The sequence below is a fragment of the Streptomyces sp. NPDC050625 genome (assembly GCF_040654755.1).
Classification (GTDB): Bacteria; Actinomycetota; Actinomycetes; order Streptomycetales; family Streptomycetaceae; genus Streptomyces.
In genome coordinates, this window is record NZ_JBFAIQ010000010.1 from 15,482 (window position 1) to 30,672 (window position 15,191).

The window sequence follows — 15,191 nt, forward strand, 5'->3', positions numbered from 1 at the left end:
GACGGGCGGCTTCCAGTGGGTGGCGAAGGCCACACGGCGGGAACCGGGGACGGGCCGCGGTGCGACACTCTCCTGCGTGTCCTTGACTTTCGACGATCTGCTCACCCGCGCCCGCCGCCTCGCAGAGCGCGGACCACGCGCGCTCCTCGGCATCGCGGGCAGCCCCGGCGCGGGCAAGACGAACCTCGCCGAGCACCTGGTCCGCGAACTCAACGGCACCGGCAAACCCTGGGTGGCGCAGGTCCCCATGGACGGCTTCCACCTCGCCGACGTCGAACTGGACCGGCTGGGCCGCCGCGACCGCAAGGGCGCACCGGACACCTTCGACGCGGCGGGATACGCGGCGCTGCTGCGGCGGCTGCGCGAGGAGACCGACGAGGTGGTGTACGCGCCGGGATTCGAGCGGGTGCTGGAGCAGCCGATCGCGGGCGCGATCCCGGTGCCGCCCACGGCCCGGCTGGTGGTGACGGAGGGCAACTACCTGCTGCTGGAGGCGGGTTCCTGGGCTCGGGTGCGGTCGTGCCTGGACGAGGTGTGGTTCTGCGAGATCGACGAGGACGAGCGGATCCGCCGACTGGTCGCCCGGCACGAGGAGTTCGGCAAGGAGCACGAGGCCGCCGTGGCCTGGGTACGGGGCACGGACCAGCGCAACGCGGACCTGATCGCGACGACACGGAACCGTGCCGACCTGGTGGTGCCGCGGTCCGCGCTGCCCGCGCCGCACGGGGCGGAACAACCCTGACCGGGGTCACCACGGGTTGGGCGAACTCCCTTGGAGGGTCAGTTCGGGCTCGCCGTGGGCGTCGCCCGCCGCCTCGCCGATCAACGCGGTGAAGGCCTCGGTACGGACGGTCAGGCCCTGTTCCCCGGCTTCGAAGGCGGGCACGAAGGTGTCACCGGGTCCGTACCGTACGGCGAAGACGTGCAGGTCCTCCGGACCGCCCGGCGCCGGGCCCGCCTCCAGGGCCGTCGAGCTCACCAGATGCCGCCAGCCCTCGTCGGGGTTGCCGTAACCGCGCGGGTCGGCGGCCAGCGCGAACGCCGCCTGCTCCTGGGTGCTGTCGGCGCGGGCGTCGAAGTGGTCCACGCCCCGCGCCTCGGGGTGCGTCAGACGCAGCGCGCCCGCCGAGGTCACCTCACCCTCGGCGACCCGGCGCACCCGGTCGCCGTCGTCCGCCGCGTACGGCAGCCCGGCCAGCAGATACGACGCCCCGTCGAGCCGCTCGACGGCCACGGTCACCCACAGGCTCGTGCCGTCCGTGACGTACAGGGAGCGCACATGGCGCAGCACGTGGTCGCGGCCGACGACCGGCTTGGTGACCAGCTTGGCCGTCAGCCCGTCGGCGCGTACGTCCCGGACGCGGACCTCGCCCATGGGGCGGCACAGCAGGAAACCGTCGGTGACGGGGCCGAAGCCGTGCTGCCTGTGGACCGCCGCGGGCAGGTAGTACGTCCCGGCCGCCTCGATCAGCGACGGCGTCATCCGGCCGTCGAAGGCCACCGAGACGGTGCCCGCGCGCAGTTGGTGCCGATGGGTCGAGGAGGACGGCGTACGGTGCCAGCGCGAGGTGTCCTGGATCTGCCAGACCAGCATCCACGCGAAGTGGCCGTCCACTCCCCCGTCCGGCTGGACCGCGTGCCGGCCCCAGCGGGTGTCGCCCCGGTAGCGGCCGAGGTCGGAGCCGATGCGGCCGCTGAAGTAGCGCAGGCCGAGGACCGACTCGAAACCGGAGTGCTGCTCGCTGTAGCGGGGGCCGCCGTTGTCGAAGCCGCCGCCGGGCAGCCGGGCGTCGATGTAGCGGGCCAGGGCGTCGCCGTCCTCGGCGAAGACCTCCTCGCCGCTGACGCGGTGGGCCTGGGCGAGGAAGGAGAGGGAGATCGGACCGTAGTTGTTGTCGTACGCCCCGCCGTGCTCGGGTGGCAGCAGGGCGCCGCGGTCGTGCACCCGGTGGGCGCGGATCTCGGCGGTGTACAGGGCGAGTGCCCGTGCCCGCACCAACTCCCCTTCCTCCGGAGGGAGTTGCCGGGCCAGCATCAGTCCGCCGACCACACAGCCGATCGCCTGGTTGCCGGCCTCCTGCGGGTTGAAGAAGGTGGCCTCGGTGAGCCATCGCCAGTATCCCCGGCCCAACTCGACCAGTTCACGGCGCTGTTCGTCCTCGATGAGGCCCTCGCCGGTGTCCAGGAGGTTGACGAGCTGGAGCAGGGCCCACACCGTGCTGGGCCAGTCCCCGACGGGGTGCGCGCCCGTCTCCAGGACGTAACGGGCGTACGGGAGACGGGAGTCGCGGATCCTCAGGTTCGGATAGCCGGGGTTGTCCTCGGTGTACACCCGCTCGCGCAGATGGAAGGCGAGGCTGCGCCGTACGGCCTCCGGCAGTCGTGGGTCCCCGCCCCGCTGCCAGGCCAGGGCCAGCAGCGAGGTGATCCCGAGCGAGGTGTCGCCGATGTCGTCGAGGGCGCCGGGGTGTTCGAGGCTGCCGTCCGGGGTGAGGCGGGCCAGGGCCTGCTCGGCGACGTCGGCGAGGACGGCGTCGTACGCCTCGGGGGTGTCCGGCAGGTCGTGCAGCGGGCCGCGCTGACGCGGCAGGCGCACCGGAGTGCTCACGTGGTCTCAGCCCTTCATTCCGCTGGTCGCGAGGCCTTCCACCATCCGTTTCTGGAAGATCAGGAAGCAGATCAGGGTGGGCAGCAGCGCGAGGGTCGACATGGCGAACATCGCGCCGTAGGAGGAGCCGCTGGTCTTGTCCAGGAACAGGGTCAGGCCGAGGGGGACGGTGAAGCGGTCGTTCTGCTGGAGGTAGACGAGCTGGTGCAGGAAGTCGTCGTAGGTCCAGATGAAGGTGAAGATCGTGGTGGTGACCAGGGCCGGCTTCATCAGCGGCAGGATGATCTTCCAGTAGATCTGCAGGGGGTTGGCACCGTCCATCATGGCCGCCTGGTCCAGCTCGCGCGGGATGGAGCGGATGAACTGGACCATCAGGAAGATGAAGAAGGCGTCCACCGCGAGGAACTTCGGGACGATCAGCGGCAGATAGGTGTTGATCCAGGTCAGGTTGTAGAAGATCGTGTACTGCGGGATCAGGACGGCCTGCGTGGGCAGCATGAGCGTGCCGAGCATCAGGCCGAACCAGAGCTTCTTGCCGCGGAACTCGAAGCGCGCGAAGGCGTAGGCGGCCAACGAGCAGGAGATCACATTGCCGATCACCGCGCCGATCGTGACGATCAGCGAGTTGGTGATGTAGAGGGAGAAGGAGTTGCCGGAGCCGCTCCAGCCCTCGGAGTAGTTCGCCGGGCGCAGCGCGTTCGGGATGAGGCCGGGGTGGGTGAAGATCTCGGTGTCGGGCTTGAGGGAGCTGCTGAGCATCCACAGCAGCGGGTACAGCATGACGATCGCCACGCCGATGAGGACCGTGTGGATGAAGACGCGGCGGGCGCCGGTCGCCGAGCGGAGCCTGTGCAGCGGCGATGCGTTCGGGGTCAGGGCGGACATCGAAGAACTCCTCGCTCAGTCGTCGTAGTGGACCCAGTAGCGGCCGGCGATGAAGTTGACCGCCGTGAAGCCCGCGATGACCAGGAACAGCACCCAGGCGAGCGCCGAGGCGTAGCCCATCTGGAGGTCGGTGAAGCCCTTCTTGTACAGGTAGAGGGAGTAGAGCATCGTCGAGTTGAGCGGTCCGCCCGAGCCGTTGCTGATCACGAAGGCGGGGGTGAACGTCTTGAACGCGTCGATGATCTGCAGGACCACGTTGAAGAAGACGATCGGCGTCAGCAGCGGCAGGGTGATGCGGAAGAACCGGGTGACGGGCCTGGCGCCGTCGATCGCGGCGGCCTCGTAGACGTCCTTCGGCAGCTGCTTGAGGCCGGCGAGGAAGATGACCATCGGCGTGCCGAACTGCCAGACGGCCAGCAGGACGAGCGTGTAGAGCGCGCTGTCGGGGCTGGAGATCCAGTCCTGGCCCTCGATGCCGAACCAGCCGAGGAAGTCGTTGAACAGACCGTCACCGCCGAAGACCTGACGCCACACGATGGCGATGGCCACCGCACCGCCGAGCAGCGAGGGGAGGTAGAAGGCGGCCCGGTACAGGCCGATCCCCTTCAGGTCGCGGTTGAGCAGCATCGCCACGCCGAGGGCGAGCGCGAGCTTGAGCGGCACGGAGACGACGACGTACAGGAGGGTGGCGCGCACCGAGTCCCAGAAGACCGGGTCGTCGGCGAACATGTGCCGGTAGTTGTCCAGGCCGACCCACCGCGCGGGTGTCAGCAGGTCGAAGTCGGTGAAGGAGAGGTACAGCGAGTCGAGCATCGGGTAGATCGTCAGGCCGAACAGCCCGATGAACCAGGGGGCCAGGAAGAGATACGGCCACCACCCTCCGCCCCGCCGTCTGGCGAGGCGACGGCGCATACGGTCGCGCTCCCGCTGGTCGGACGGGGTCGCGGAACCCGACGGCTCCTTCACGACCGCGTCGGTCTGCGCGGTGGTCATTCTCATTCTCCCTGGCCCTCCGGGTACTTCATTCATTCGGTGCACTGCCGCGCCCCCGAAGGGGCGCGGGGAACTGCGCGACCAGCCACGACGATGCCGTCAGCAGCTCGCCGGCACCTCGCGGCACCGGCCTTTCGCGGCAATTCCGGCGGAGCCGCTAGCCCCCCAGGATTCCCGCCGCCTGGTCGAAGAACTCGCCCAGTTGTGCCTTGATCGTCTTCTTGCCGAAGGCGATGGCGAGGTTGGACTGGAACAGCAGGTCCCAGATCTGGTCGGCGCCCTGCGGCGGCGGCACCGGAGCGGGCAGGGCGTTGGACGCCTTCGAGACGCGCTGGGAGATGTAGTCGGCGTTCGCCATGTTCAGCTTGTCGGTCTCGGTCAGGCCCGAGGCGATCAGGTCGCGGGCCTTCGCGGTCGGCGGGATGCCGCGCAGCAGCTGCATGTCCTTGATCGCCGTGGCGTCCTGCGCGAAGAACGACATGATCTTCACGGCGTCGGCGACCTTCTTGCTGGCCTTGGTGGCGCTCAGCAGCACACCGCCGTTGACGAAGTTGCCCTCGCGGGCGCCGGAGAAGTCGCCCTGCGGGGTGGGCAGGAAGTCCAGCTGGGCGTTGGTGATGGAGCCGCCCGCGCCGTAGACACCGGAGTCGAAGGTGAACAGGGCCTTGCCGATGACGACCGCGTTCTTGGTGAGGTCGTTGTGCGCGGCGGAGGTGACGGCCGGCGGCGGGGAAGCATGGGTCTTGCGCATCTCGGCCCAGTACTCCCACCACTCCTGGAGGGTGTCGGAGGTGAAGCCGAGCTTCTTGCCGTCGTCGGAGAAGAACTGCTGGCCCTTCTCCCGGGCGAAGATCTCGAAGCACTGGAGGGTGGAGCCGCCGCCGTCGTCGACGCCGTAGGTCTTGCCGCCGCTCTTCTTGTAGACGTCCTGGGCGATCTTCTTCAGGTCGGCCCAGGTCCATTCGCGGTCCGGCAGCTTCAGGCCCAGCTTCTCCAGGCCGGTGCGGTTGACGGTGAGCTGGTTGACGCCGATGCCGGACGGAACGCCGTACAGCTTGCCGTCGACCGTGCCGGCCGCGAGCAGAGTCTTGGAGAAGCCGGTGAGGTCGAGGGTCTTGCCGACGTACTCGTCGATCGGGGCGAGGACGCCCTTGCGGGCGTACTGGGCGACCAGCGCGGTGTCCATCTGGAGCAGGTCGGGGGCGGAGCCGCCGGCGATGTTGGTGTTGAACTTGTCGAAGTACCCGTCGTAGCCGGAGTAGGTCTCCTGGATCTTGATCTTCGGGTTCTTCTGCTGGAAGTAGGTCAGCGCCTTCTTGTACGCCGCGTGCCGCTCGTCGCTGCCCCACCAGATCATGGTCAGCTTGCTGTTGGTGCTGCCGGCTCCGGTGCCGCCGGAGCAGGCGCCGAGGGTGCCGCCGAGCGCGCCGGCGGCAGCGAGTCCGCTCGCGGTGCGGAAGAGGGTTCTGCGTGAGATCTGGTGACCCACCGGGTCCTCCCTGGAGGTGCGTGACGGATTTCCCGGCCGGTCGCTGCGGCACGGGTGCGAGTTTCATGGGATGTGCCTTCCGGGGCACGGCCTCGCCCGGCCGCACCGCCTTGGCGGGTGGGATCCCCGGCCACCGTGGCCGTCGCCGTGCGAGCACGCCCTCGCGCGGCTGCCGTACGTCTCGTACGGGCGGGAACGCTCACCCCGAGTCGGCGTCCCGGCCGACTTAGAAAGCGCTTGTCCGGACATTGGCAGACCGAGTCGGAGGCCGTCAATCCTTCGTGTGCGCGGCCTCGGTCACGGTTTGGACTCCCCGGGCGACCGCGAGCCGGGCGGCGCCCACGACGGTGCCGAGGTCCCCGACCGTGCTGCTGACCACCTCGGTGGGCCAGCTCAGCCGCGCCAACTCGGCCCGTACACCGGGCAGGAGCTGCGGGTCCGCGCCGGTGCTGCCGCCGAGCACGATCAGTCCCGGGTCCAGCACGGCGACCACGGCGGCGGCGAGCCGGCCGATGTCCGCGGCATGGCGGGCGACGACGGCGCGGGCGGTGGCCCGGCCCTGCCCGGCCAGCGCGAACAGCCGCTCGGCGGTGTCCGGGCACGGTCCTTCGTCGTCCTGCCAGGCCTCGGCGGCCCGGCGCAGGAGGGAGCGTGCGCCGATGTACTCCTCCAGGGCCTCCTGGCGCGGCTCGCGGCCCTCGGCCCAGGGATAGGGCAGCCGGGCCAGCTCGCCGGCGGCGCCGTTGGCCCCGCGCAGCACCCGGCTCCCGACGACGATGCCGAGGCCGATGCCCACGCCGATCCGCAGATAGCCGAAGCTGTGACGGCCGCGGGCGGCGCCCTCGTGCAGCTCCGCGAGCGCGGCGCAGTTGACGTTGTTCTCCAGGTGGACGGGGACGCCCGGCGGCAGCGCCACGGCCATGGCGTCGAAGACGGGCCCGGCCTTGGCGGTCGCGGGGCGCACCCGGATGCCCTCCCCCTGCGTGGTGACGTCGCCGACGGCGACGACGATGGTGCGCAGCGGGGTGCCGGCGGGCAGCGCGACGAGGGTCTCGCGGACGACATCGGCCGCGTCCGGCCGGGGACCGGCGGCCTCGGCCAGCAGGGTGCCGTCCAGGGCGCAGCCGCGGACCCGGGTGAGGGCCGGGCCGAGGTCGACGGCGAGGACGGCTCCGGCGGCCGGACCGAGCCGGTAGACGGCGGCGGTACGGCCGGTGCCGCTGGACGCGGTCCCGAAGTGGGCGGCGAGCCGGGCACCCTCCAGCTCCGAGACGGCGGTGGACACCGTCGGTTTGGACAGGCCCGCCAGGCTCGCGAGCTGTGGCCGGGTCGCGCTGCCCACCTGGGCCAGCACGGAGAAGACCGAGCTCGCGCTCTCGGTCAGGCGGGGGGCGTCCGCCACGTCTTGTTCCACAGTTCCCCCACACGGGTCGAGTGCCGCGCTCCCCGGTCGGTCGATCGGTTCGATCCGCTCCGGGAATGCGGCGATGGACTGCCTCTTGACGCACCATACTTCGTTAGTTAGTTTCCTAACGAACTTCACGGTACTCGCCTGCCGTGTTCCGTAAGAGGCCCGTCCCGGGGCTTCCCTAGTTGATCGCCCTCCCCTGTCCGGACTTGGCTCGCCCGCCGTCGCGGCTACTGCACCGACGAAAGAGGATCCGTGCAGGACGCACTCCCCTCGTGCCCCCTCGTGGTCGGTATCGACGTGGGCGGCACCAAGACCCATCTCCGTGCCGTGGCCGGGGACCGCACGGTCGCCGACCACGTCCGTACGAGCGGCGGCTGGCGGCCGCACCACCCCGGGGCCGCCGCCGGCTGGCTGGCCGCGCTGGTCCGGGAGGCGCTGCCCGCGGGCACCCGCCCCGCCGCCCTCGCCATAGGCGGGCACGCCTGCGAGACCCCCCGCCAGTGTGCGGCGATCCGTACCGCGCTGCGGGATCTCCTGGACGTTCCCGTCACGGTCGTGGGAGACGCCGAACTCCTCGTCCCCGCGGCCGGCCTGACCAAGGGCGTGGGCCTGGTCGCCGGCACCGGCTCGGTGGCCGTGGGCCGGCGCGCGGACGGCCTCGCCGTGCAGGTGGGCGGCTGGGGCGCGGTCCTCGGCGACGAGGGCGGCGCGGCCGGACTCGTCCGGGAGGCCGCGCGGGCCGTCTGGGCCGCCCACGACCGCGGGGAGGCACCCGACGCGCTGGCTGCGGGTCTTGTCGCCGCGTTCGACGTGGCCGAAGTCCCCGCGCTCGGTGCGGCGTTGGAGAGCGCCGCCGACGTGTCCGCGGAGTGGGGCCGACACGCCCCGGTCGTCTTCGCGGCCGCCGAGGCGGGCTCGCTCCTCGCCCGCGATGTGATAGCCGCCGGGGGCCGCTCGCTCGCCGCGCTCGTCGTGCGGCTGGCCGAACGCGGACTCGCCGTCGACGACGTGGTGGTCGCGGGCAGCACCGTCCTCACCCAGCCGCGCCTGTACGACGCCTTCGCCACCGCGCTCGCCGAAGCCCTGCCGGGCGCCCGGCCGCGGCCCCTGCAAGTGCCGCCGGTGGAGGGCGCGTTGGCACTGGCACGTGCGTTTCTGTGAAGCGCGGGGCCGCCGTTCACGCGCGGGTCACGCCCCGGTCACCGGTCCCTGGCCGACAGGACACGAACCGCCCCTAGATATTCGCTCGTTCAACTTCTTTCCCACGGGACCGACAAAACCCGAACAGCACCTCCCACCCCCGTCGCTCACGTGGGTCTCCCCCGGCCGCACGGCCGAAGAACTCAAGAGAGGCACACGCATGCCGTCATCAGCCGGGCACCGCTCCGACGCGTCGTCCCGTGGACTCGCCGTGAACCGGCGCGGTTTCCTCAGGACCTCGCTGGGCGCCTCCGCCGGGGTGCTCGCGGCCCCGACCTTCGTCGGCTGGCTGTCCGCCGCCGACGCCAAGGCCGCGACCACCGCCGCCGCGTTCGTCGACGACTACAAGACCAACGTCATCGCCAACCTGACGCCCGAGACCAACGCGGTGGTGCGCGTCCTCGGCGGCTTCGCCCAGGTGTGGAAGACCGGTTCCGCGTGGAACACCGGCACTGCGCTGCGGCCCGAGGTGCTGCGCGCCAACATGCGCTACTGCGCCCGGGTCACGCGCCGGCGCACGGACGCCCAGGCGAAGGAGTCCTTCGTCTACGACCGGCAGCACCAGAGCTACGCCATGATCGCCGGCCTGGGCCCGCTGGCCGATCTGTACAAGGCGGGCGCCAAGGCGGTCACGTCCATCACGAGCGCACCCGACGGCACTCCCGCGACCACGATCAGCGACGCGGTACCGGCCGACGCCCCGGCGGGTTCGGCGCTCGGCGCCGGCGCGCACGACTCCGCGCTGGGCAAGGTGGCCGAACTGGTCGACACGGTGCGCGGCCCGTACGCCTCCGGCAACCCAGCCAAGTACGCCTACCAGTACCCGCGTCCGTGGCGGATGAACGAGGACAGCGAGGTCGTCGACACCGGGAGGACCGACGCCCTCGGGTACCCGGTCTACGAGTCGGACGTGGTGGTCGCCCCGCAGCTGCTGCGCCAGCGCAGCACGTCCCCCACCGACGACGGCGGTTTCCCGAGCGGGCACACCAACGCCTTCCACCTGGCGGGGCTGGCGTACGCGTACGCGGTCCCCGAGCGGTTCCAGGAGCTGGTGACCCGGGCCCTGGAGCTCAGCCACACCCGGATCGTGGCCGGTATGCACAACACCGTGGATGTGATCGGCGGCCGGGTGATGGCCACGGCGCTGGCCGCCGCGACGCTCGCCGACCCGGCCAACGCCGGCCTCAAGGCGGCGGCGCGGGCCCAGGCCCTCGCCTACTTCGAGCAGCGGACGGGGACGACGGACGACACCCTGTACGCCTATGCGCACTCGGCCGGCCCGGACAGCGACCCGTACGCCGACCGCGAGGCCAACGCCGAGGCCGCCACGCCCCGGCTGACCTATGTGCTGACCCGGCACGGCCGCGACCTGCCCCTGACCGTGCCCAAGGGTGCCGAGGTGCTGCTGGAGACGCGGCTGCCGTACCTCGACGCGGCGCAGCGGCGCGAGGTGCTGCGCACCACCGGGCTGCCCTCCGGGTACGTGCTGCTCGACGGCGCCGAGCAGTGGGGCCGGCTCAACCTCTTCGCGGCGGCGGACGGTTACGGCGCCTTCGACTCCGACGTCACCGTCACGCTGGACGCGGCCGCCGGGGGCTTCGCCGCCGCCGACAGCTGGCGCAACGACATCGACGGGTGCGGCGCCCTGACCAAGCGGGGCTCCGGCACGCTGACGCTGACCGGCCGCAACCGGTACACGGGCGGGACCGTGCTGGCCGCGGGCATGCTGGTGGCGGGGGCGGAGGACGCGCTGGGCCACGGTGACGTGCGGGTCTCGGGCGGAACGCTGCGGGTGGACGAGCGCGTGCGGGTGCGCGGTGTGTACACGCAGGACTCCGGCACGCTGGAGCTGACGCTGCGCGCCGGCCGCAAGGCGCCCCTAGTGGTCAGGCACCGGGCGGTGCTGGGCCGGGGCACCGTGCTGTCGCTGCGCCTCGACGCCGAGCGCCCGCCGGCCGCGGGCAGCACGCTGCCGGTCGTGGACGTTCCGCTGCTGCGCGGTCAGTTCGACCGCGTCGAGGTGAACTCCGACCGGCTCCGGGCCGTACCGGTCTATACGGCAGATGGTCTGTCGGTACGACTCGTGAAGCGGTGACGCGCCTGGTGGCGGGAGCACTGCGACAGTGAGGCCATGACACGGCGACTGATCGCTCCCGCCACCTTGCGGTGGCTGTCGGCACAGGGCGGATGATGGCGCGGGAACAGCAACCGGTCCTCGAACCCGAGGTCCGTGACGGCGGTGGACAGCAGGCACAGTGGGCGACCGCGCCCGCCCGCCTGTACGACGGCCTGCGGCGGCGCCGGCGGTGGCTGGTGCCGCTCCTCGTGGTGCTGATGCTCACCCAGATGGCCGTGGCGATGGTGACCGCGGCGGCGCAGCAGACGCCGACGATCGACGAACCGGTGTACGTCGCCACGGCCACCGACTATCTGCACGAGCATCGGCTGCGCTACAACCCCGAGCACCCGCCGCTCGGCAAGCTCGTGATCATGGCGGGGGTGGCGGTCGCCGACCCGCATTACGACGCCTCGTTCCCCGGCAGTCAGGGGCAGGTGGGGCGGCATCTGCTGTACGAGTCGGGGAACGACCCGTGGCGGCTGATGCTGTGGGCCCGGCTGCCGGTGATCGCGCTGACCCTGCTGTTCGGACTGGTCGTCCTGGCGTTCGCGCGCGAGGTCGCCGGTACGGCGGCCGGGCTGACGGCCCTGGCCCTGTACGCCTTCTCCCCCGATGTCGTCGCGCACGGTTCGCTGGCCACGCTGGACGTGCCCACAGCCGGGTTCGTGCTGACGTCGGCGTGGCTGGTGTGGCGGGCCCGCCGCGGACCCGGACCGTGTCTGCCGCTCGCGGGTGCGGCGCTCGGAGCGGCGGTGGCCACCAAGATGAGCGCGCTGCCCGCGATCCCGGTGCTGATGGCACTGGCCGTCGTGTCCGTGCGGCACGCCCGCCGTCCGCAGGGTCGTGCCGAGCGCCGCAGGGCTCTCGCACTCGGTCTGGCGGGCGCTGCCGTGGTGGCGCTGACCGCGGTCGCCGTCGTATGGGCGACGTATCTCGCGGTCGACCCGCGACTGCGGTTCTCCCCCGCCGAGCCGGTGCCGGTCATCCGCGGGCTGCACGAGCGCCTGGTCGAACTCATGCCGTTCCCGGGGGCGTTCCGGGCCGGGATGCGTGCCCAGTTCGGCCTGGAGAACCTTCCTTGGCAGGGCTATCTGTTCGGCCGTCTCTACACCGGCTCGCTCTGGTACTACCTCCCGGCCGCCCTGCTGGTGAAGACCCCGCTGGGCATGCTCGCGCTGTGGGCGGCGGGCGCCGTGGTGGTCGTCGCGGTACGGCGGCTGCGGCCCGCCGCACCGTATCTGCTCGTCCCGCCCGCCGTGCTGCTGGCCGCGGCGATGACCGGGTCGCGGGACTTCGGCACGCGGTACGCGCTGTTCATGCCGATGTTCCTCGCGGTCGCGGGCGGCTGCGTGTTCGCGGTGCGGTGGCGGTGGGCGCCGGTGGCGGCCGGGGCGCTGGTGGCCTTCGTCGCCGTCAGTTCGCTGCGCACGTACCCGTATTACCTGCCGTACTCCAACGAGGCCTTCGGCGGACCGGCGAAGACCCATCTGCGGCTGCACGATTCCAATGTGGACTGGGGCCAGGACCTGGGCCGGCTCGCCGACCGGCTGGAGCGGCGGTACCGGGGCGAGCGGGTCTGGCTCGTGTACAAGGGCAGTGCCGTGCCGTCGTACTACGGTGTCCACGCGGCCGATCCGCGCAAGGTGCCGGAGGACGACGTGCACGGACTGCTGGTGGTGTCGGACTCATCGGTCGCCAAGGCACACGGAAAACTGGCCGAATTGATCAAGACTGCTCATCCGATCGACGAAGTCGGTCACTCGATCACGATCTACCGACGCTGACCCGGGGGCAGGTCCGCACCCGCACCGTGTGCGTCCTACTCGGAGCCGATCCTGAGCTCTCGCACAACCCCTGGTCACCACGGTCCGTGAGCTATGTTGAGGTTTCGTGGGAGACAAAGGAGGCGCACCGGTGTCATCGCCGCAGCAGGCACGCGCGCAGGCGTCCGCGATCACCTCGGGCAAGACCGTTCCGGAGGCGGTAGCTGCACCGACCTCCCAGCTCAGGGAGCTCTTCGACGGCCCACGGCTGTCCCCGGGGCAGCGCCGTATCGCCCAGTACCTGATCGAGCACATCACCGAGGCCGCGTTCCTGTCGATCACCGATCTCGCCGAGCGGGTGGGCGTCAGCCAGCCGTCGGTGACCCGGTTCGCCGCCGCGGTCGGCTTCAGCGGTTACCCCGCGCTACGGGAGAAGCTCCAGTCGATCGCCCTGCGCACCCTGGCCGGCGGCCCCGGCACGGCCGACGAGGACCGCAGCAACGAACTCCAGGCCGCCGTCGACGCCGAGATCCAGAACCTGGAGAACCTGCGGCGCGACTTCGCCGACCCCGACCGGGTCATCTGGCTCGGCCGCGAGCTGTCCCGGTCGACCCCGCTGACCGTGCTCGGGCTGCGCATCTCCGTGTCGCTGGCCGAGTACTTCGCCTACGCCGCCCGCCGCATCCACCCCGACGTACGGCTGGTGACCCGGGGCGGCACCGTCGCCTACGACGCGCTGCTGCAGTCGCGCGAGGCGGGCGGCACCTGGGTGCTGGCGTTCGGGATGCCGCGGCACGCGCAGGAGACGCTGACCGCGATCCAGGTCGCGCGCGGCGCGGGCCTGCGGGTCGCCCTGATCACCGACCTGGCGCTCGGGCCGCTGGCCGACGAGGCCGACGTCACCTTCACCACCGGCACCGGCTCCCGCCTGGTCTTCGACTCGTATGCGGCACCCAACGTGATGTCCGCCGCGCTGCTCCAGGCCATGACCGACGCCGACCCGGAGCGCACCCAGGCCCGCCTGGAGGACTACGAGCAGGTCGCCGAGCAGCACCAGTTCTTCCTCAAGGACTGACACCGGTCCGACCGCCACCGACCCGGCGGTTCCCCTCCCCTTTCGCCCACAAGGCCTTGTACGGGGATCATTCACCTCATATCGCGCATGAATGTTTTCATACGTCTTGCAAAGGCGACGGCATATATAAATACTGCTCACGGATCGCACCCGCCCCGAGAAAGCCGACGGACCGCCCATGCGCACGCAGCACCACCCGCCGCGCCGGCGCCCGACGCCCGGGGCCCCAGAACGGACACCCTCAGCCGCCGTCCCTACCCACGTCGGTGCCAGGGGTGTTCGGTCGGGCGACGCCTGCGCGGCTCGCCCGTGGTGGCGGCCCCGGTCATCCCCTAGACCGGGGCCGCCCCAGAATCCGTCGGACCACCCCTCACGACGCCGCACACCGCACACCCGGAAGCGATGATCATGACCCTGACGACCACCACGCGCATCAGCCAGGACTGGCCCTGCCAGGTCAAGACCCCCGGCAGCTATGACTGGGAGCGCTCGGCTGCCAAGTGGCTGCGCGAGCTGGTACCGGCCCGCTACGCCAGCTATCCGGCGCTCATCCGTCATCCCGTACTGCTCGCCCGGCACGCGCAGATCCAGGTCCAGCACGAGATCCGGGTGGCACGGACGGCGCTGCAGACCGCGCGGGCCGAGCTGCCCGTGCTGGGGATACCCGAGTCGGTCATCGAGCACACGATCAAGCTGTACGCGGCCGAGGTCATGCAACTGCAGCACATCGCGCGCAGCGTCCGGGCGGTCACCGAGGCCCTCGTCGGCCACAGCACCGGCCGCTGACCTGCCGTCACCGGGCGGCGGCGCGAAGCCGGATGCCGGCCAGACGGCGGGCCGAGATGGACCTGCCGCGGGAGCAGACGGCGACCTCGGCGGTACCGGAGCGCGCCAAGGGTGCGCTGATGGCCATGACGGGCCGCTCCCCGGACACCGCGACAGGGCCTCACCGCGCAGCGCAGCGCCGAACTCGCGCTGGTGGAGAGCGAGCGGGCCATCCTGGTGCAGCGCGGGATCCTGCACGCCGAACGGGCGCCGGCCACACGGCTCCAGCACGCGCTGCTGCCGCTGCCGAAGGCACCCGTGCGACTGGCGGGACTGCGCGTCGAAGTCGCCTGTCTGTCCGCGCAGTCGGAGATCCATGTCGGCGGCGACTGGTTCAGCGCCATCGAACTGCCCGACGAGGACGCGCTGTTCGTGATCGGCGACGTGACGGGCCACGGCATCGACGCCGTGGCCACCATGGCCCAGCTCCGCTTCACCGCCAAAGGCATGGTCATCACGGGCTCCTCGCTGACCGGGGCGCTCGCCCGGCTGAACGCCCTGCTGCTGCACTCCAGGGCCAGCGACACGACCGCCACCATGGTCCTCGCCCGGTACGCACCGGAGGAGCACCGGCTGAAGTGGGCTCAGGCGGGGCGCCTGCCGCCGCTGCTCGTGCGCCGGGGCGAAGCGCGCTGTCTGGACCGGCCCGACGGCATTCTGCTCGGGGCGAGCACGTCCCCGGAGTTCGATGCCGCGGAGTGCCGTCTGGAACCCGGGGACCGGCTGCTGCTGTTCGCCGACGGTCTGGTCGAGCGGCCGGGCTAGCATCTCGACACGGGCCTGGCCCGCTCCTGGACATCCGGGTGCCTCCGGCGGAGACGTA

The 15,191-nt window shown here is 71.5% G+C and carries 11 protein-coding genes and 1 pseudogene; 7 read left to right on the forward strand and 5 right to left on the reverse strand.

Annotated elements, in window-relative coordinates:
* Nucleotides 1–76: 76 nt before the first annotated feature.
* Nucleotides 77–742 carry a nucleoside/nucleotide kinase family protein gene (locus AB0I54_RS23085; RefSeq protein WP_363297987.1) on the forward strand — a complete coding sequence of 222 codons (666 nt, stop codon included), beginning with the start codon at nucleotides 77–79 and terminating at the stop codon, nucleotides 740–742.
* A gap of 6 nt (nucleotides 743–748) precedes the next feature.
* On the opposite strand, the gene AB0I54_RS23090 is transcribed toward AB0I54_RS23085, so the two are convergent.
* The 5 genes from AB0I54_RS23090 to AB0I54_RS23110 all read right to left on the reverse strand — a co-directional run bounded on the left by AB0I54_RS23090 (nucleotide 749) and on the right by AB0I54_RS23110 (nucleotide 7,377).
* Nucleotides 749–2,596, reverse strand: coding sequence for a hypothetical protein (locus AB0I54_RS23090; RefSeq protein ID WP_363298201.1), 1,848 nt, complete (start codon nucleotides 2,594–2,596; stop codon nucleotides 749–751).
* Between the two features lie 18 nt (nucleotides 2,597–2,614).
* Nucleotides 2,615–3,493, reverse strand: coding sequence for a carbohydrate ABC transporter permease (locus AB0I54_RS23095; protein ID WP_363297988.1), 879 nt, complete (start codon nucleotides 3,491–3,493; stop codon nucleotides 2,615–2,617).
* Between the two features lie 15 nt (nucleotides 3,494–3,508).
* Nucleotides 3,509–4,486, reverse strand: a complete 978-nt coding sequence (locus AB0I54_RS23100) for a sugar ABC transporter permease (RefSeq protein ID WP_363297989.1) — start codon at nucleotides 4,484–4,486, stop codon at nucleotides 3,509–3,511.
* A 157-nt stretch (nucleotides 4,487–4,643) separates the two neighbouring features.
* The gene (locus AB0I54_RS23105) at nucleotides 4,644–5,975 is read right to left on the reverse strand and encodes an extracellular solute-binding protein (protein WP_363297990.1); all 1,332 of its coding nucleotides are present in this window, start codon (nucleotides 5,973–5,975) and stop codon (nucleotides 4,644–4,646) included.
* Between the two features lie 271 nt (nucleotides 5,976–6,246).
* A complete protein-coding gene (locus AB0I54_RS23110; protein ID WP_363297991.1) occupies nucleotides 6,247–7,377 on the reverse strand; it encodes an ROK family protein in 1,131 nt (376 codons plus the stop codon).
* A gap of 261 nt (nucleotides 7,378–7,638) precedes the next feature.
* Here AB0I54_RS23110 and AB0I54_RS23115 point away from each other — a divergent pair, with 261 nt between their 5' ends.
* The 6 genes and pseudogenes from AB0I54_RS23115 to AB0I54_RS23140 all read left to right on the forward strand — a co-directional run.
* Nucleotides 7,639–8,547 (forward strand): BadF/BadG/BcrA/BcrD ATPase family protein, encoded by a 909-nt coding sequence (locus AB0I54_RS23115; protein ID WP_363297992.1) that lies wholly within the window; start codon nucleotides 7,639–7,641, stop codon nucleotides 8,545–8,547.
* Between the two features lie 199 nt (nucleotides 8,548–8,746).
* Entirely contained in the window at nucleotides 8,747–10,681 is a 1,935-nt protein-coding gene (locus AB0I54_RS23120; RefSeq protein WP_363297993.1) for a phosphatase PAP2 family protein, read from the forward strand.
* A 92-nt stretch (nucleotides 10,682–10,773) separates the two neighbouring features.
* Nucleotides 10,774–12,489 carry a phospholipid carrier-dependent glycosyltransferase gene (locus tag AB0I54_RS23125; protein WP_363298202.1) on the forward strand — a complete coding sequence of 572 codons (1,716 nt, stop codon included), beginning with the start codon at nucleotides 10,774–10,776 and terminating at the stop codon, nucleotides 12,487–12,489.
* Between the two features lie 130 nt (nucleotides 12,490–12,619).
* Nucleotides 12,620–13,543 (forward strand): MurR/RpiR family transcriptional regulator, encoded by a 924-nt coding sequence (locus AB0I54_RS23130; RefSeq protein WP_363297994.1) that lies wholly within the window; start codon nucleotides 12,620–12,622, stop codon nucleotides 13,541–13,543.
* Nucleotides 13,544–13,945: 402 nt separating this feature from the next.
* A complete protein-coding gene (locus AB0I54_RS23135; protein WP_363297995.1) occupies nucleotides 13,946–14,329 on the forward strand; it encodes a hypothetical protein in 384 nt (127 codons plus the stop codon).
* 153 nt (nucleotides 14,330–14,482) lie between these two features.
* Nucleotides 14,483–15,130, forward strand: a pseudogene (locus AB0I54_RS23140) (PP2C family protein-serine/threonine phosphatase); the annotation flags it as partial.
* Nucleotides 15,131–15,191: the final 61 nt, after the last annotated feature.

Excerpts from the sequence above, each read along its gene's own strand:
- AB0I54_RS23120 (WP_363297993.1), top strand. The coding sequence starts at position 8,747 with ATGCCGTCATCAGCCGGGCACCGCTCCGACGCGTCGTCCCGTGGACTC.
- AB0I54_RS23095 (WP_363297988.1), bottom strand. The coding sequence starts at position 3,493 with ATGTCCGCCCTGACCCCGAACGCATCGCCGCTGCACAGGCTCCGCTCG.
- AB0I54_RS23125 (WP_363298202.1), top strand. The coding sequence starts at position 10,774 with ATGATGGCGCGGGAACAGCAACCGGTCCTCGAACCCGAGGTCCGTGAC.
- AB0I54_RS23100 (WP_363297989.1), bottom strand. The coding sequence starts at position 4,486 with ATGACCACCGCGCAGACCGACGCGGTCGTGAAGGAGCCGTCGGGTTCC.
- AB0I54_RS23135 (WP_363297995.1), top strand. The coding sequence starts at position 13,946 with ATGATCATGACCCTGACGACCACCACGCGCATCAGCCAGGACTGGCCC.